This is a genomic window from Streptomyces sp. bgisy027, from assembly GCF_057710365.1.
In genome coordinates, this window is the sequence record NZ_JBYIVZ010000007.1 from 15,480 (window position 1) to 31,994 (window position 16,515).

Genomic DNA, 16,515 nt, shown 5'->3' on the forward strand with positions numbered 1-16,515 from the left:
GAAGGATGACCGAGGTCCGGCGTACCGCGGACCGTCATCGTCCCGGTCGCGACACCACCGCCAGGAGCCCGGCGACCGTCGAGCCGACGGTGCGATGCCAATACGGTCCGCGGCGGATCATGGCGTGATCCCCGCCCTTCACCAGTTCCAGGTGAGCCCGCGCGCCGGCCGCGCCGGCCCGGCGTACGAACGACGCGGACGCGGCAGGGTCGGTGATGCGGTCGCGGTCACCGTGCAGCACCAGCACGTCCTTGTCCCGCAGATGGTCCACCGGCTCGCCCTGCGGACACCACGGCCCCAGCGCGAGCACGGCCCGCACCTCCGGCGCCACCGCGGCGCGCAACGCGGCACGGCCGCCCATCGAATGCCCGACCAGCACCACCGGGACGTCTCCGACCTGTGCGGCCAGCTCCCGCAGCGCGCGCCGGGCGTCGCGGACCGGATCGGCGTCCTGGCCGTTCCAGCCCCGTACCCGGTAACGCACCTCGGCGAGCAGGATGTCGGCATCCGGCACCGCCCCGGCGACGGCACGGACGAAGGGCCGCATCCGCACGGCTGCCGGATGCCAGGAGCGCGACCTCGCCCGGCTGTCGACAGATCCGCCGTGCAGGAACAGAACCGCGGCACGCGCCGGACGTGTGGCGCGCCGGGTCACGAGCGCGGCCCCGGGTCCGTGCGCTCCCGCGTCGCCGGATCCGCTCCGATGCCAGGCCATCCGTCCTCCTCCGCGCATACGTGTGGGGTGAAGCGCAACCGGTTGGATCGCGAAGCGGCCGGTGCCCTTCCTCCTGGTCACGATCATGGTCGCGATTCTCTACCGGGCCGCCCCGAACGCCAAGGTCCGCGGCCTCCGTTGGGTCACGCCGGGCAGTTTCCCGGCACCGATGATCCGGCTGACCGCCTCGGCCGCCTTCGCGGTGTGCGCGGCGGACTTCGGCTCGCACAAGAGGACGATCGACGGCGACTCGAAGCCTAGGCCGAGCCCTCCCGATCCGACGGTCCGTCGGGGCCGCCGGCCTCCTCCACCGGTGGCATGAACGCCCGCAACCACCGCTCCGTCTGCGCGACATGCGACTGCGCCGCGCCGGCCGCCGCCACCGGGTCGCGGTCGGCGATCGCGGTGGCCAGGACGCGATGGTCGTCGTCGCTCTTCCTGCGCAGGTCAGGACCTTCGGGCAGGGTGAAGACCTGGTACTTGCGGGAGCGGGCGCGGAAGACCGCCAGGAGGGTCGCCAGGGTGGGATTGCCGCCCACGCGCGCGATCTCCGCGTGGAAGCGGTGGTCGAGTTCGGAGGCCTTGGTGGGGTCGCTCGTCGCCTCCATGTCCTCGATCAGTGAGAAGAGCGTGCGCACGGTCTCCGGCGTGCAGCGCGCCGCCGCCTGGGCGGCCACATGGGCCTCCAGGACGCGCCGGATCTCGTAGACCTCCAACAGGCCCGAGAGCGGCAGGAGTTCGAGGGTCAGCGAGAGGCTGCCGATCACGTCCTCGGGCCTCAGCTGTGACACGTAGGTGCCCGAGCCGTGCCGCGGCTCGATGACGCCCAGGGCGGCGAGCATCCGTACGGCCTCGCGCAGCGAACCGCGCGAGACGCCGAGTTCCTCACAGAGGTCGCCCTCGGGCGGAATGCGCTCGCCCGGACCGAGGCGTCCCGTACCGATCATGTGCCGTAGGCCGTGGAACGCCTTCTCGACTGCGGACATCCGTCCCCTCTTCCTCCCCTGACAGGCCGGCGAATCATGCCGCCGTCCCTCGGAGCACTGTACCGAGTCTCAGATGTGTCGGATGCGTGTCACTCGAAAGTCATCTGATGACTTTCACTGTACGACCCTTGTTTCCGCCGAGATAGGTGGTGCAGGATGCCGAGTCATCAAACGTGTCCAGCGGAGTCCGGCCTTCCGTGAACCCGCCCTGCCCAGATGTGGAGTCCTGTGAGCGAGACCGAGGTGACCACCGCACCGCGCCCTCTGCTGCTGGCGGACGGCCGGCCCGCCGACCGGGCGTGGTCGCTGGATCCTGCCCTCAAGCACCTGAACCACGGCTCCTTCGGGGCCGTTCCGCTGGTGGCTCAGGAGCGGCAGGAACTGCTGCGCGTGGAGATGGAACGCTCACCCGTGGTGTGGTTCCCTGCGCTCCCCCAGCGGCTCGCCGCGGCGCGTGTCGAGCTCGCCGACTTCCTGTGCGTCAGCGCCGGCGACGTCGCCCTGGTGCCGAACGCCAGCGCCGGCGCGAGTGTCGTCTACGCCGCCCTCACCCTGCGTCCCGGCGGAGAGATCGTCGTCACCGACCACGGCTACGGGGCCGTGACGATGGGTGCCGAACGGCTGGCACGGCGCTGGGGCGGCCGGGTCCGTACCGCCCGGGTGCCGCTGAACGCGGACGCGGACGCCGCGTACGAGGCGGTGGTCGCCGAACTCGGCGACGCCACCGAACTCGTCGTCGTCGACCAGATCACCTCGGCGACCGCACGCCGGCTGCCGGTGGAACGCATCGGGGCCGAAGCCCGCCGGCGTGGCGTCCCCGTCCTCGTAGACGGCGCGCACGCGCCCGGTCTGCTCGACGCGCCGCTGGTCGACGCCACCTACGACGTCTGGACCGGCAACCTGCACAAGTGGGGCTGCGCTCCGCGCGGCACGGCTGCCCTGGTCGCCCGCGGCCCGCTGCGCGAGCGCCTCTATCCCCTCATCGACTCCTGGGCGGCGGCCGATCCCTACCCGGACCGCTTCGACCAGCAGGGCACCATCGACGCCACCTCCTACCTGGCCGCGCCGACGTCCCTCGGCTTCATCGAGCGCACCTGGGGCTGGCCCGCCGCCCGCCGCTACATGGACGACCTGGCCGACTACGGCGCCTCGGTCATCGGCACCGCGGTCACCGGACTGACCGGCGCGGACAGCGCGGTCGACGTGGGCATGCCCGTCCCCGGCATGCGCCTGGTGCGCCTCCCGGACGGGCTCGCCGCCGACCGCGTCGAGGCCGACGCACTGCGCGACCGGGTGGCTCTCGAACTGGGCGTGGAGGCGGCTTTCACCAGCTTCGACGGCATCGGCTACATGCGCCTGTCCGCCCACGTCTACAACACCGCCGCCGACTACGAGTACTTCGCCGAGGAATGCGTCCCCGCCCTCGGCAAGTGGGCACGAGAAATCTCAGGGAAGAGGTCAGCACAATGAGAAGAAGGACGGCAGCTCTCGCGCTCGGCACCGCCGCCGCGATGGTTCTGACCGGCTGTTCCACCATGAGCCCCGAGGCGAGCGGAACAGTCACCCTCAACATGGTCGAGAGCCTGACGAACCCGACCCGCACCGACCTGCTCAAGGACCTCATAGCCGACTTCGAGCAGCAGAACCCCGAGGTCAAGGTCAACCTGGTCTCCCCGCCCACTGAGCAGGCCGACCAGAAGCTCCAGCAGATGCTCCAGTCCGGCAGCGGGGTGGACGTCCTGGAGGTCCGCGACATCACCGTCGGGCCCTGGTCGAACAACGGCTGGCTCTACGACATGAAGAAGGACCTCGCCGGCTGGAAGGGCTGGGAGGCGATGACGGAGAACGCCGTCAACGCCTCGAAGGACGCCCAGGGCAAGACGTACTTCGTCCCCTACGGCTTCTACGGCCTGAGCCTCTTCTACCGCACCGACCTGATCAAGGAGGCGGGCTTCAGCAAGCCGCCGGCCACCTGGGCGGAACTGGTGGAGCAGGCGTCCGCCGTCCACGACCCGGCCAAGCGCCGTTACGGCTACGCCTTCCGCGGCGGCGCCAACTCCAACAGCAACGCCACCGCGGCTATCGAGGCCTACCTCGCCGACCAGGTCGACCCGGCGAACGGCTTCAAGCTCAAGGACGGCCGTACGATCTTCGCCGCCCCCGAGGCGGAGGAGGCCATGGAGAACTACCTCAAGCTCTTCAAGCAGGCCTCCCCCAAGTCGTCCGTCGCCTGGGGCTACCCGGAGATGGTCGAGGCGTTCTCCAACGGCTCCACGGCGTTCCTGCTCCAGGACCCCGAGGTGATCGCCACGGTCTCGGAGTCCAAGTCCATCTCGAAGGACCAGTGGGGCACCGCGCCGCTCGTGGCCGGGCCCGGCGGCAAGACCGTGCAGCCGCTGGCCACCGCCGGGTGGGGTGTCGCCCAGGGCAGCGAGCACAAGGCCGAGGCGGTCGAACTGGTCGAGTTCCTCTCCCAGGGCGAGGCGTCGACGACGTTCACCAAGAAGAACAGCCTGGTGCCCATCCTCAAGTCGGCGACCAGCGACCCCTTCTACAGGACCGGCCCCTGGTCGAGTTACGTCACGATGACCGAGCAGCCGGACAAGTACCTGGTCGTCACCCAGCCGCGCGGGGTCACCTGGTGGGCCGAGTGGCAGCAGAAGGCGGACGCCGACGTGCAGAAGCTGATCCTCGGCAAGACCACGCCCAAGAAGCTGGTCGCGGGCTGGGACGCGTACTGGACCGAGAAGTGGCAGCAGGAGCAGTAGACATGTCCGTCACGTCCACAACGGCGACGAAGGCGAAGGCGCCTGGCAGTGGGGAGACCTCGCACAAGCGGGGTCTCCCCCGTGGGGGCCGGCGACGGGAGTTCACCACGCGGCGCGGGCTTCAGATCGCCGGGTTCATGGCGCCGGCCGCGGTCTTCGTGGCGGTCTTCACGTACTACCCCATGATCGCGGGCGGTCAGATGGCCTTCCGCAACTGGAAGCTGACCGACCTGACCGACACCTCCTGGGTGGGGCTGAGGAACTTCCGCGACGTCTTCGCGGACCCTGCCTGGGGCACCGTCCTCGGCAACAGCGCGATCTGGGTGTTCGGTTCGATCGTGCCGCAGTTGGTCATCGGCTTCGCGCTCGCGCTGTGGCTGCGCCGCCGCTTCCGCTTCCGCGGCCTCTACCAGGCGCTGATCTTCTTCCCCTGGGCGATCTCCGGCTTCCTCATCGGCATCCTCTTCCGCTGGCTGTTCAACAGCGAGTTCGGTGTCGTCAACGACCTGCTCCAGAAGGCCGGTCTGATCGACGAGCCCGTCGCCTGGCTGGCGGATCCGAAGACGGCGATGGTGGCCGTGCTCATCGCCAACATCTGGTACGGCGTCACCTTCTTCGCGATCATGATCCTGGCCGCGCTCCAGTCGATCCCCGACGAGCTCTACGAGGCGGCGGCGCTGGACGGCGCGAGCAAGGCACGCACGCTCTTCCAGATCACCATCCCGTACATCCGCACCACGCTGGCGCTGACCGTCCTGCTGCGGGTGATCTGGATCTTCAACTTCCCCGACCTGATCTTCGGCATGACCGGCGGCGGGCCGAACAACGAGACGCACATCGTGACCACTTGGATGATCAAGATCACTCAGCAGGGCGACTACGGCAGGGCCTCCGCGCTCGGCCTCCTCGTGGTGGCCGCGCTGCTGGTGTTCGCGGTGTTCTTCCTCATGGCCACGCGCGAGAAGAAAGGAGCGAGGCGATGATCGGCAAGGAGTCCACGGTCGGCCGGGTGGTCAAGTTCACCTTCCTCGGCGTGTGGCTGCTCTTCACCGTCTTTCCCCTCTACTGGATCACCGTCACCTCGCTCAAGGCGCCCGGCGACATCTTCCGGTTCCCGCTCGCCTACTGGCCCGAGCGGTTCTCCCTGGAGAACTACAGCGGCCTGTTCGGCACGGCCGACTTCGGGACCTACCTCACCAACAGCCTCATCGTCTCCACGGTGGCCGGTGCCACTGCCACGGCGATCTCGATGCTCTCGGCGTACGTGCTGGCCCGCTTCGAGTTCCGTACCAAGTCCGCCCTGCTGATGGCCGCGCTGGTCACCCAGATGATCCCGTCGTTCATCGCGCTGGGACCGCTGTACCTGCTGATGACCGACCTGCAACTGGTCGACAACCGCTTCGGCCTGATCCTCGTCTACATCGCGGTGTGCATCCCGTTCTGCACGGTGATGCTGCGCGGCTTCTTCGAGAACATCCCGGACGCCCTTGAGGAGGCCGCCATGATCGACGGCCTGTCCCGGTTCTCCGCGCTGTTCCGGGTCCTGCTGCCGGTGATGCGCCCCGGCATCGTCGCCGCGTTCATCTTCAACTTCGTCAACTGCTGGAACGAGCTGTTCCTGTCGGTGACGCTCATGAACAGCGACAGCAACAAGACCGTCCCCACCGCCCTGAACGGCTTCATCTCCAGCTTCAACATCGACTGGGGCTCGATGTCCGCGGCCGCCGTACTCACCATCCTCCCCACGATGCTCCTGTTCGCCTTCGCCAGCCGCCACATCGTCCAGGGCCTCACTTCGGGGGCGGTGAAGGGCTGAGAGAAGGCTCAGCCCGCCCACACTCCGGACAAGGTCAGCCCTACGCTCACGGCCGCGACGAGCACCATGCACAGGCGCAACCACCCCACGAAGCCGCTGCCGTCGTCGCCCTGCCCCGTTTCGGGCAGGGCGTCTTCTGCCGGGCGTGCGGCAAGGAGACACGCGCAGTAGGGGCACGGCGCGGCATCGGGTCGGGTCTGGTGTGCGTCGTCCAGCACGTCGAACCAATCGTCCATACCCGGGCCAACCCAAGTCCTGCCCGACCGGCAACGCGCTGATCGGCGTTCGCGGCCGTACCGCAACATCGGGTAGCCGCCCGGCACATACCACCGGCCACGGCCGGGACACCATCGAAGACCGCTCGGCGGGGCCACCCTGAGCCGGCGAACAGTTCGGCCGCGGCAACCGGACACTCGACGCCCGCTCCCTTCGCCTGAGGCCGGCCGAGACGGGAGCCATGTCGATCTGCGCACAGTATCGGGCCGTCAGAAGCCGCTTCGGCGCCGCAGTCCGAAGGGCCGGCCGTCCGGGTCGACGAGCAGGCGACGCAACAGCGTGCAGAGCGCCTTGTCGTACGCGAGAGGCTCGGCCGGTGATACGTCCGCGGGCGGCCGGGCGGTCTCGGGCCGTGGCGGCCGTTCTCGTACCAGGCGTCCAGCGCGGCGGCGCTCGCCGCGAAGGCGTCGAAGGCCCCGCTCGGCCGCCTCGGCCAGGACCCGGTGGGCCGTCGATGACACCTTTGTCTCGGCCGCATACGGGGGCGCGGAGAGGCTTTTGTTGTCGCCCGACAACTGAGTTAATCTTCACCAGATTTCCTCACCAGGTCGAAGCCGTGAACAGCACGAACGCGACCGGTGAGTGGGCTCTTCACAGGCCCGGCGCGGTTCCGAGCCCTCGGCGCGAGGGCTCTTGGGGAGCGGAACGAGGGTGCGCATGGCGAGCAGGACGATCGAGGCCGTCGACGGTGCCTCCGGCGAGCAGGAGCTGCGGCAGCTGCTGGCCGGGCTCACCGCCGTGCGAGACGGCGACTTCGGCACCCGGCTGCCGTCCGACGGCGAGGGTCTGCTCGGAGACATCGCCACCGTCTTCAACGGCATGGTGGACCAGCTCTCCGTGTTCACCTCGGAAGTGACCCGAGTGGCGCGTGAGGTGGGCACCGAGGGAACCCTGGGCGGCCAGGCCGAGGTGCCGGGCGTCTCGGGCACCTGGGCCGACCTGACCGACTCGGTCAACGCCATGGCGGGCAACCTGACCACCCAGGTGCGCGACATCGCGCAGGTGGCGACAGCGGTTGCCAAGGGCGATCTGTCGCAGAAGGTCGACGTCCCCGCGCGGGGCGAGATCCTTCAGCTCAAGGAGACCGTCAACACGATGGTCGACCAGCTCTCCGCCTTCGCCGACGAAGTCACGCGCGTCGCCCGCGAGGTCGGCACGGAGGGCAACCTCGGTGGCCAGGCGATCGTCCGTGGCGCCTCGGGTACGTGGAAGGACCTGACGGACAACGTCAACGTGATGGCGTCGAACCTGACCGGCCAGGTCCGCTCGATCGCCAAGGTGGCCACCGCTGTCGCACGGGGTGACCTGTCCCAGAAGATCACGGTCGAGGCCAAGGGTGAGGTCGCCGCCCTGGCGGACGTCATCAACACCATGGTCGACACGCTGTCCGCGTTCGCGGACGAGGTGACCCGCGTCGCCCGTGAGGTGGGCACCGAGGGGCGCCTCGGTGGCCAGGCACATGTGCCGAACGTGGCGGGCACGTGGAAGGACCTCACCGACAACGTCAACTCCATGGCCAACAACCTCACCGGCCAGGTCCGCAACATCGCGCTGGTGACGACGGCGGTGGCGGGCGGCGACCTGTCGAAGAAGATCGACGTCGACGCCCGCGGCGAGATCCTGGAACTCAAGACCACCATCAACACGATGGTCGACCAGCTGTCGTCGTTCGCCGCCGAGGTCACCCGCGTCGCCCGCGAGGTCGGCAGCGAGGGCCGGCTCGGCGGGCAGGCGGAGGGTCGTCGTCACCCAGTACGCGGTTGTCGTCGCGGCGCTCAACGCCAACGTCGGCGTGCTGGGGCCACTGGTTGCGGAGAAAGACCTGGGCGGGGCGACGGCGTGGTCGGTCATCGTCGCAGCGCAGGCCCTTGGCACCGTCGCCGGCGCCGGCCTGGCCGCGCGAGTCCGGGTGAACAGGCCCATCCTGGTGGGGGTTCTGGCCACTTTCCCGGCCGCCCTGCCCATCGCCCTGCTCGCCACCTCGGCCCCGGTCTGGCTGATCGCACTGGCCATGTTCGGATCGGGAATCGCCTCGGACATCTTCGGCGTGCTCTGGTCCACGACCATCCAGCGCGAGGTCCCCGAGGAAGCTCTCTCCCGCGTTCAGTTCCTACGACTGGTTCGGCTCGTTGGCCTTCGCCCCGCTCGGGTTGTGGGCGCTGGACCTGTTTCGTGGAAGTCAGTCGCGGCACCACGGTGACCTCGAAATCGCCGTACCCACCGCGAGGTTCTCCGAGATCCGGGACCGCTTCCCCGAGTACGCATGTGACGCGGTGGGTTCGGGTCGGATCTGGGCAGGGGCAGGAGATGCGGTCCGGCGGCAACGCACCGGACCTGGCTCAGGGATCGAGAGTGACCGGTTCCTGTTCGACGTATTCCGTGAGCCGCACGAGGGCCGGACAGGGATCTGCCGACGGGACGACAGTATGTGGTGGGAGCATGTGCACCCCGGACATCCATGGCTTGCGGACCTGGCGAAGCCGTCACGCTGAGGGGGCCGGCGTCCCGGACGGGGCGGGAAGTGTCCGGCCCAGGCGGGACAGCGGAGACAGGCCCATCAGCGCTGGTGAGAACAGCATGCCCGCGGCGGTCACCAGAAGGCTGGTGCGCGTCCCCCACACTTCCGCGAGGAAGCCGCCGAGCAGCGAGCCGAGCGGGGTCAGACCCATGCCGACGAAGTTGATCGTCGCGGCCACGCGGCCCTGCATCCCGTCCGGGGTGACGGTCTGCCGGATGGCCATGACGGTGACGTTCACCAGCTGACTGAAGGTTCCGAAGACGAAGTTGACCGCAATGAGCGCGGGCACCGTCACTGCAGGAGAACCGCCCAGCGCGGGCACGAGCAGGAACACGCCGTCGCCCAGTGCCGCCGCGGACACGAGTACGGCACCGTGTCCGAAGCGGTTCGGCAGGCGGGCGGCCAGCAGCGAGCCCAGGAGCGCGCCCGGTCCCGTCGCCGCGAGTGCCAGCCCCACGGCAGTGCCGGAGAGGTGCAGGCCCCGCGGCAGGTGCAGCAGATAGACGGTCATCACGGCCGCGAAGAAGAACTGGAACGCGGCTGATGCGAGGCACACGGTCCGCAGCGAGGCGTTGCCGGCGACAAAGCGGAGGCCGTCATGGATCTGCGTCCAGACCCGCGGTGGTCGCTTCTCCGAGCGTGCCGGAATGGATTCGCGGTGAACGATTCGTCGGATCGACAGGAACGACAGCGCGAAGAACACCGCGCTCGATGCGACTGCAACCACCGCCGACAGCATCGACACCAGCGCACCACCCAGGGCAGGACCGCCGATCTGCGCAGCGGAGCGACTGCCCTCCAGCGCACTGTTCCCCCGCACCAACTGATCGCGCCTCACCATCCGCACCAGGGACGCCTGGTACGCCACGTCGAAGAACACGGACAGCGCCCCCACGACGAAGGCGACCACGAGCAGCACCGGCAGGCCGAGCACACCCAGGAGTCCGGCCACGGCGGCCGCGCCCAGGGCGAGGGCACGGCCGGCGTCCGCCAGCACCATCATCGTGCGGGTCCGCCACCGGTCCACCCACGCGCCGACGAAGAGCGACAGCAGCAGGATCGGCGCCTGCCCCATCGCGCGCAGGGCACCCAACTGCCCGGCACCGGCATGGAGCGTCAGGACGGCGAACAGCGGCAGCACCACCAGGCTCGCATGCTCGCCCAGTTGAGAGGCTGTCTGGCCCAACCAGAGTCGGCGGAAGTCGCGGTCCCGCCACAGACTTGACGGAACGGGACGACCGGAAGCGGATACGGCGGAGGAAGAGAACGGCACGGGGACCCCACGGATGAGCGAAGACGAGACCCGCGAACCGGCGCACGCAAAGACGCGCTGCACCGGTCCTTTCAGGCAGCGGGACAAGAAGGCTCGCTGTGCCGCGCATCATGGGCAGCACGCGATGACAGGGCGCTACGGCCTCGAATGTCAACGCGTGCCGGGACGACCGACCATGTCTTCGCTCCTCTTGAGTCACTCGCTGCGCGAACAGTAACTCCCGCTCGGCGAGAAGTGAAAGGCGATGTGAAAACGCTGTGGGCTTCAGCCCGTCACGGTCGGGCTCAGACTTTCGCGGTGAGCCCGATTCGTCGCCATCAGCACGTCGAGCGCGTCCCGAGTCCGGACCAGCTCCTCGATGTGCGCGGAGAGCCGTTCGCGCTCCTCGGCCATCCGCTCCAGCGCGGCATCGGACGTGGCCTCGCTCGGTGCGTCGACGCACGGCAGGAGCTCGGCGATGGTCCGGCTGGACAGCCCTGCCGCGTACATCCGCTGGAGGAAGGTGACCCGCTCGACGTGGGCCTCCCTGTAGTGCCGCTGACCGCTGGCACTGCGGGTGCTCGTGAGCAGGCCCTGTTCCTCGTAGTAGCGCAGGGACCTGACGCTCACTCCGGCCCGCGCCGCCAGCTCGCCGATTCGCATGCCGCCCCTCCCTCATGTGATCCGGGGCACAACCCTTGCCTCTGACGTCAATGTCAGGTTTTAGCGTAACCGGTGTGCCGATCAGGGCACGACCGATCACGCGGGACCGACCAAGGAGACATGACGTGACGACCCTTTTCACCGGCTACCGACTCGGCGACCTGGTGCTGCCCAACCGGGTGGTGATGGCCCCGATGACCCGGGTCCGGGCCGCCGCGGGCGGTCTGGCGACGCCCTCGATGGCGCGCTACTACGCCCAGCGGGCCACGGCCGGCCTGATCGTCACCGAGGGCGTGCAGCCGAACCTGATCGGGCAGTCCAACCCGGGCACCCCGGGCCTGCACGCCGACGATCAGGTGACCGCGTGGCGGACGGTGACCGACGCGGTGCACACCAACGGCGGCCGGATCTTCGTCCAGATCATGCACGGCGGGCGCGTGTCGCACCCCGACACCACCGGGATGCGGCCCGTCGGCCCTTCTGCGGTGGCGGCCGTAGGCGAGGTGTTCACCCCCAACGGGCGTCAGCCGGCACCGACTCCGCGCGCTCTGGACACGGCGGAAGTGCCCGAGCACGTCCGCTCGTACGCGGACGCGGCGCGCCGGGCCGTGGACGCCGGCTTCGACGGTGTGGAACTCCACGGCGCCAACGGCTATCTGATCTCCCAGTTCCTCTCCTCCAACGCCAACCTGCGCACGGACCGCTACGGCGGCTCCGTGACGAACCGGATCCGGTTCGCCGTCGAGGCGGCCACCGCGACCGCCGAAGCCATCGGCGCGGACCGGACCGGGATCCGCCTCTCCCCCGGTGGCGCCTTCTGGGGCATCGAGGAGACCGACGTCGCCGAGCTCTACGCCGCCCTCCTGACCGAGCTGTCCCGGCTCGGCCTGGCGTACGTCCACTTCGAGGCAACCACCGACGAGGAGACGCTCGTCGCTCTGCGCAGAGCCTGGCCCGGCACCCTCGTGATGAACCCGGTCCTGCCGATGGGCCCCAAGCAGACCGGCCGCACCGAAGCGGACCACTGGCTCGGCCTGGGAGCCGACCTCATCAGCTTCGGCCGCGCCTTCATCGCCAACCCCGACCTGGTCGAACGTCTGCGCACCGGCCTGCCGATCGCGCCCGCCGACGAGGCGACGTACTTCGAGGGCGGCGACCACGGCTATCTGACCTACTCGGCGTACCAGCACTCGGCGTGAGGTCTCGGGCCCTCGCCGCCTGCCCGTCTCGCACCCCGGCGCGGGCACATCGCTGCCTTCACCAGCTGATCCCCGCCGCCACCGGCAGATGGTCGCTGCCGGTGGACGGCAGTACCCAGGAGCTCTGCGGCTCCACACCGCGGACCAGGATCTGATCGATCCGCGCCACCGGGAACTTCGCCGGCCAGCTGAAGCCGAAGCCGTCACCGGCCTCGTCCTGGACCGAGTGCAGCTGTGCGGTGATGCCGGCGAACGCGCGGTCGTCCACGGTGCCGTTCAGGTCGCCGAGCAGCACGACCCGCTCGTTGCGCTCGGCGGCCAGCGCCTCAGCCAGTGCCCTCGCGTTGCGGTCCCGACCGTCCGTCCAGAAGCCGTTCCTGGGCATCACACGGACGGACCCCAGGTGGGCCACATACACCGCCAGCGGTCCCCGGTCCGTGGCCACCGTGGTGCGCAGGGCCCGGTTGTACGTCAGCTTCACGTCGTCCGACTTGGCGTCTCCCAGCGGCCCGACGTCCTGCTTGATGTCGACCGGCCGGGTGTCGGACAACGGCAGCTTGCTCCACAGCCCGACCGTGCCCAGCACCGTGTGATGCGGGTACGTCTTCGCCAGCTCCTTCTCGTAAGTACCGCGGTCCTGCGAGGTGATCTCCTGCAGTGCCAGCACGTCCGCCCCGGAGGCTGCCAGGTCACGGGCGGTGGCGGCCGGGTCGGGGTTCCCGGCGCCGACGTTGTGGCTGACCAGGGTCAGGTCGCCGCCCATGTGGGACTTGTCGACGAGCAGCCCGCCGAAGAGGCTCAGTCTCCTGGGCGGATGGTTTCTCGCCGGTCGCGTCCTCGCACCCTTGAGCCGCATCACCGACGCCACCCGCGCGGCCACGGGCGGATCGCTCTCCCACCGAATCCGGCTACCGGGCCGCGAGGACGAATTCCGCGAACTCGCCGACGCCTTCGACACGATGCTCGCGCGGCTCGAAGCGCACGTCGCCGAGCAACAGAGATTCGCGGCCAACGCCTCTCACGAGCTGCGTACCCCGCTCGCGATCTCGAAGTCGCTGATCGACGTGGCACGCGCCGATCCGAATCCCGACACCGGCAGGCTCATGGACCGTCTCCATGCCGTGAACACCCGGGCGATCGACCTGACCGAGGCCCTGCTCCTGCTCAGCCGTGCCGGGCAGCGGTCGTTCACCCGCGAACCCGTCGACCTGTCCCTCCTGGCGGAGGAAGCCACCGAGACACTCCTCCCCCTCGCCGAGAAGCACGGCGTCACCGTCGAGACCGGCGGCGGCGTCGCGCCCACGAACGGCTCGCAGGCGCTCCTGCTGCAACTGACCATGAACCTCCTGCACAACGCGATCGTCCACAACTTGCCCGGGCGGGGCACCGTTCGGATCACCACCGGCGTCCGCCCCGAGACCGTGGTGCTCACCATCGAGAACACGGGCGAAAAGCTCACCCCACAGCTGATCTCGACCCTCACCGAACCATTCCGGCGCGGTACCGAACGCGTCCACACCGATCACGCGGGCGTCGGCCTCGGCCTGGCCATCGTCGAGACCGTCGCCCACGCCCACGACGGCACTCTCACCCTCACCCCGCGGCCCGCCGGCGGGATCCGTATCGCCGTGGAGCTACCCGCGGCAGCCCCCCGCGCCGAGGACAGGTGACACCCGTCCCGGGCGCGCCGGGCCGGGGTCACGGCACGGGCATCGATTCCGGCAGGGTGAGCGCCCAATGGGCCGGACGTCCCTCCGCCGCGGGCATGGCGCTGAGACTGCGCAGCATGTCGTTGCGCTGCTCCAGGGCGCGAGCGGTGGTCGGGAAGAGTGCGGCATCGCCCTCGCCGACCAGGTCCTGGTTCATGGTGACGAACTCACGGGTGTTGTCCTCGTAGGCGGCGAAGCCCGCGGCGTGGTCCCGGTCGGCGGGGGAATGCGCGAGCATGTAGGCGCTGACGAGCGCGAGGCTGGAGCCCTGTCCGGTGAGGAACGAGGGCGCGTGGGCCACGTCGCGGGTGCGTGAGTGGCTACCGTCCGCACCGACCACCATGTCGTACGTACGTCTGCTGCCCCCGCGAAATGCAGCAGGAAGAAGCCGATCGCGGTGGCGCCGGCCCCGAAACCGTACTCGTCCGAGGGGCACCGCCAACAACTGTGGGACGAGATAGACCGCCACCGAGGTGCCGACGCAGATCACGAACGTCAGCACGCACGACTTCCACACCGCGGGCCGTGCCAGCATGCGCAGATCGACCATGGGTGAGGTCGCGCGGCGCTCGACGGCTGTCCATCCGCCGACGAAGACGGCCAGCAGGAGGACGAGGGCGCCCAGCACGAGGGGCTGCGAGCCGACGTCGGGCGCCAGGACGACGCCCTGATCACCTTCTCGATGAGCATCGCGACCGACATGCTCGGCTCGGCGGAGTACGCGACGCTGCAACGACTGGTCCGCGCGGAGTCCGGCAACCTGCCGCACCGGGGCTGCAACGCCATGGCCAACACCCCGGACGAGGCGATCGCCGAGCGGTTCGCCGCCTTCGGCGAGGCCGCCCTGCTCGACGTCCCCGACCCCCGCCTCGCCGCCGACCGGTTCATCGCCCTGGCCTTCGGCGTGGCCCTGGACAGGCTCGGTTCCGCGAACGCCACGGCGGACACCCGCGTCCGGCCACTCGTCGTCGAGGGCGTACGGACCTGTCTGCGGGCCTGCCGGCCGAGGTAGAGCGGGAGCATACGGCTGCCGTGCGACACCGATGACCTGCACCGATGAACAGTGCGGGGCGAGAGGTGCGGAGCGGGAGTGCCGTACGCCGTCGCGGCGGTGTTCTTCGAATCCGGCCTGCGTCACCTCCTCGACACGCTGCGCCCGCTGTCGGACTCGGAGTTGGAAAGGCTGATGGAGGAGAAGGTGATCGAGCGGGGCTCCTGAGCCGTGGTCGGCTTCAGTGTCCGTCCGGGACCGTGAGCAGTGTCAGATGCGAGAGGTCCCTGGGTGGGGGTGTCGAAACGGACCACAGGGGCGCGGCAGTTCCGTCCGCCACGGCTGCCGGCGCGTCCGTCAGGTTCATGCGCTGACGCAGGCGGCCGTAGAAGTCCATCGGCCCTAGCCGGACGGCCCGCAGGCGTCGTGGTGCGGCGTACACCCCGATCCAGTCCCCCGGTTCGAGTACGCCCCGCACCTGGCCGTCGATGCTGACGGCGGCCTGCCCGGACCGTTCGAGGACGCGCAGCCCGACGGGTTCGTCGGGGGCGGTGACGATGGAACGGTTGAACGTCATGTGCGGGGCGACGGGCGTGAAGACGAGTGCTTCGGCGCGCGGTGAGACGACCGGGCCGCCGGCGGCGAAGCTGTAGGCGGTCGAGCCCGTCGGCGTCGCCACCAGCAGGGCGTCGGCCGAGTAGGAGGCCAGGAGCCGGCCGGACACGTACACGCCGACGGACACCTGACGGTCCCTGGAGAGTTTCTCCAGCACCACGTCGTTGAGCGCGGTGACGTTCAGCGGGATGCCCCACTCCTCGTCGACCTCGCAGTCCGGGCGCACCTGAGGCGCCGGCAGCATGGGTCCGCGGCTGTACCGCATCATCTCCCCGACGTCGGCCGGTACCTCCAGGCGCCGGGACGCGCGCAGGGCGAGCAGCATCCGGCTGTCGATGTGGAGACGGTTCTCCTGCACCGCGTCCAGTGCCACCCGTACCTCGGAGGCCGGTACCTCGGTGAGGAACCCGACTCGGCCGAGGTCGACCCCGAGCACCAGTGCGTCGCCCTCGGCGGCCAGCCGGGCGCCACGCAGGAAGGTGCCGTCTCCGCCGAGGGTGACGATGAGATCGGGGCGACCGGCGGCTTCGACTTCGTCGTGGGCGTTGCGCCGGCCGCCGTCGTCCCACACGTCGATGTCCGCGCACCGGACACCGTGCTCCTGGCACCAGGCGCGGACCACATGCCCCGCCTCCACGGCCTCCGCACGTCCACCGTGCACGACCAGACCGAGCCGCTTCACCGTCATCTCTGCCTCCGGGCCTTCGTCCTCGCACCGACGGGCCGGCTGACCGGCACGTCGCCTCACAGCCATAGACGACCACCGGGCCGGGGCGACCAGGTGCAGCGCGGCCCGGGTGTCACCCTGGCGGGCGTAGGCAGTGCCCGGCTGCGGTCCCGGCCCGAGTGCGGCAGTTCCGGCCAGGTACCGGCCGTCGACCGGAAGGTCACGGTGCCCTTGACGGCCCGAATGCGCGCGTCGGACCGGCCGCCAGTTGTACGGCGGCCCCGTGCACCCCGGCCTCCAGGTTCTCGTCCGCCACGACCTGATGGAAGGGCCCCGGGCC

At 69.8% G+C, this 16,515-nt stretch carries 14 protein-coding genes and 6 pseudogenes; 11 read left to right on the forward strand and 9 right to left on the reverse strand.

Going from position 1 to position 16,515, the window contains the following annotated elements:
* Positions 1-34: 34 nt before the first annotated feature.
* Positions 35-715, reverse strand: coding sequence for an alpha/beta fold hydrolase (locus AC3ETA_RS09360; RefSeq protein WP_432192349.1), 681 nt, complete (start codon positions 713-715; stop codon positions 35-37).
* Positions 716-776: 61 nt separating this feature from the next.
* Between AC3ETA_RS09360 and AC3ETA_RS09365 the strand changes: the two genes are divergently transcribed.
* A complete protein-coding gene (locus AC3ETA_RS09365) occupies positions 777-1,037 on the forward strand; it encodes a YhjD/YihY/BrkB family envelope integrity protein (protein ID WP_488187633.1) in 261 nt (86 codons plus the stop codon).
* On the opposite strand, the gene AC3ETA_RS09370 is transcribed toward AC3ETA_RS09365, so the two are convergent.
* Positions 973-1,701 carry a FadR/GntR family transcriptional regulator gene (locus tag AC3ETA_RS09370; protein ID WP_432192350.1) on the reverse strand — a complete coding sequence of 243 codons (729 nt, stop codon included), beginning with the start codon at positions 1,699-1,701 and terminating at the stop codon, positions 973-975. The genes AC3ETA_RS09365 and AC3ETA_RS09370 overlap by 65 nt on opposite strands.
* A 228-nt stretch (positions 1,702-1,929) precedes the next feature.
* On the opposite strand from AC3ETA_RS09370, the gene AC3ETA_RS09375 reads away from it, so the two are divergent.
* The 4 genes from AC3ETA_RS09375 to AC3ETA_RS09390 are packed head-to-tail and all read left to right on the forward strand — an operon-like array spanning position 1,930 to position 6,285.
* A complete protein-coding gene (locus AC3ETA_RS09375) occupies positions 1,930-3,171 on the forward strand; it encodes an aminotransferase class V-fold PLP-dependent enzyme (protein ID WP_432192351.1) in 1,242 nt (413 codons plus the stop codon).
* The gene (locus AC3ETA_RS09380; protein ID WP_432192352.1) at positions 3,168-4,469 is read left to right on the forward strand and encodes an ABC transporter substrate-binding protein; all 1,302 of its coding nucleotides are present in this window, start codon (positions 3,168-3,170) and stop codon (positions 4,467-4,469) included. Before AC3ETA_RS09375 ends, AC3ETA_RS09380 begins: the two co-directional genes overlap by 4 nt.
* Positions 4,470-4,471: 2 nt before the next feature.
* A complete protein-coding gene (locus AC3ETA_RS09385) occupies positions 4,472-5,452 on the forward strand; it encodes a carbohydrate ABC transporter permease (protein ID WP_432192353.1) in 981 nt (326 codons plus the stop codon).
* The gene (locus AC3ETA_RS09390; protein WP_432192354.1) at positions 5,449-6,285 is read left to right on the forward strand and encodes a carbohydrate ABC transporter permease; all 837 of its coding nucleotides are present in this window, start codon (positions 5,449-5,451) and stop codon (positions 6,283-6,285) included. Before AC3ETA_RS09385 ends, AC3ETA_RS09390 begins: the two co-directional genes overlap by 4 nt.
* Positions 6,286-6,293: 8 nt before the next feature.
* Here AC3ETA_RS09390 and AC3ETA_RS09395 read toward each other — a convergent pair whose 3' ends face one another.
* On the reverse strand, positions 6,294-6,521 hold the full coding sequence (locus tag AC3ETA_RS09395) for a hypothetical protein (RefSeq protein WP_432192355.1): 228 nt from the start codon (positions 6,519-6,521) through the stop codon (positions 6,294-6,296).
* Between the two features lie 697 nt (positions 6,522-7,218).
* On the opposite strand from AC3ETA_RS09395, the pseudogene AC3ETA_RS09400 reads away from it, so the two are divergent.
* Together AC3ETA_RS09400 and AC3ETA_RS09405 are read left to right on the forward strand one after the other, a co-directional pair.
* Positions 7,219-8,298: pseudogene (locus AC3ETA_RS09400) on the forward strand (HAMP domain-containing protein); the annotation flags it as partial.
* Positions 8,291-8,761, forward strand: a pseudogene (locus AC3ETA_RS09405) (MFS transporter); the annotation flags it as partial. The pseudogenes AC3ETA_RS09400 and AC3ETA_RS09405, both read left to right, overlap by 8 nt.
* A 283-nt stretch (positions 8,762-9,044) precedes the next feature.
* Here the strand turns inward: AC3ETA_RS09405 and AC3ETA_RS09410 are convergent.
* Both AC3ETA_RS09410 and AC3ETA_RS09415 read right to left on the reverse strand, forming a co-directional pair.
* Entirely contained in the window at positions 9,045-10,352 is a 1,308-nt protein-coding gene (locus AC3ETA_RS09410; RefSeq protein WP_432192519.1) for an MFS transporter, read from the reverse strand.
* Between the two features lie 264 nt (positions 10,353-10,616).
* On the reverse strand, positions 10,617-10,994 hold the full coding sequence (locus AC3ETA_RS09415; protein WP_432192356.1) for a MerR family transcriptional regulator: 378 nt from the start codon (positions 10,992-10,994) through the stop codon (positions 10,617-10,619).
* Positions 10,995-11,119: 125 nt separating this feature from the next.
* On the opposite strand from AC3ETA_RS09415, the gene AC3ETA_RS09420 reads away from it, so the two are divergent.
* Positions 11,120-12,193: an alkene reductase gene (locus AC3ETA_RS09420; protein WP_432192357.1), complete on the forward strand. Its 1,074-nt coding sequence runs from the start codon at positions 11,120-11,122 to the stop codon at positions 12,191-12,193.
* Positions 12,194-12,251: 58 nt separating this feature from the next.
* Here AC3ETA_RS09420 and AC3ETA_RS09425 read toward each other — a convergent pair.
* Positions 12,252-12,995, reverse strand: a pseudogene (locus AC3ETA_RS09425) (endonuclease/exonuclease/phosphatase family protein); the annotation flags it as partial.
* Between the two features lies 1 nt (position 12,996).
* Between AC3ETA_RS09425 and AC3ETA_RS09430 the strand changes: the two are divergent.
* Positions 12,997-13,863 (forward strand): annotated as a pseudogene (locus AC3ETA_RS09430) (sensor histidine kinase); the annotation flags it as partial.
* Between the two features lie 28 nt (positions 13,864-13,891).
* On the opposite strand, the pseudogene AC3ETA_RS09435 reads toward AC3ETA_RS09430, so the two are convergent.
* Both AC3ETA_RS09435 and AC3ETA_RS09440 read right to left on the reverse strand, forming a co-directional pair.
* A pseudogene (locus tag AC3ETA_RS09435) lies at positions 13,892-14,206 on the reverse strand (FAD-dependent oxidoreductase); the annotation flags it as partial.
* A 47-nt stretch (positions 14,207-14,253) separates the two neighbouring features.
* Positions 14,254-14,566: pseudogene (locus AC3ETA_RS09440) on the reverse strand (MFS transporter); the annotation flags it as partial.
* Positions 14,567-14,584: 18 nt separating this feature from the next.
* Between AC3ETA_RS09440 and AC3ETA_RS09445 the strand changes: the two are divergent.
* Together AC3ETA_RS09445 and AC3ETA_RS09450 are read left to right on the forward strand one after the other, a co-directional pair.
* Entirely contained in the window at positions 14,585-14,914 is a 330-nt protein-coding gene (locus AC3ETA_RS09445; RefSeq protein WP_432192358.1) for a TetR/AcrR family transcriptional regulator C-terminal domain-containing protein, read from the forward strand.
* A 78-nt stretch (positions 14,915-14,992) separates the two neighbouring features.
* Positions 14,993-15,121 (forward strand): hypothetical protein, encoded by a 129-nt coding sequence (locus AC3ETA_RS09450; RefSeq protein WP_432192359.1) that lies wholly within the window; start codon positions 14,993-14,995, stop codon positions 15,119-15,121.
* Positions 15,122-15,134: 13 nt separating this feature from the next.
* Here AC3ETA_RS09450 and AC3ETA_RS09455 read toward each other — a convergent pair whose 3' ends face one another.
* Positions 15,135-16,196, reverse strand: a complete 1,062-nt coding sequence (locus tag AC3ETA_RS09455) for an NAD(+)/NADH kinase (RefSeq protein WP_432192360.1) — start codon at positions 16,194-16,196, stop codon at positions 15,135-15,137.
* Positions 16,197-16,515: the final 319 nt, after the last annotated feature.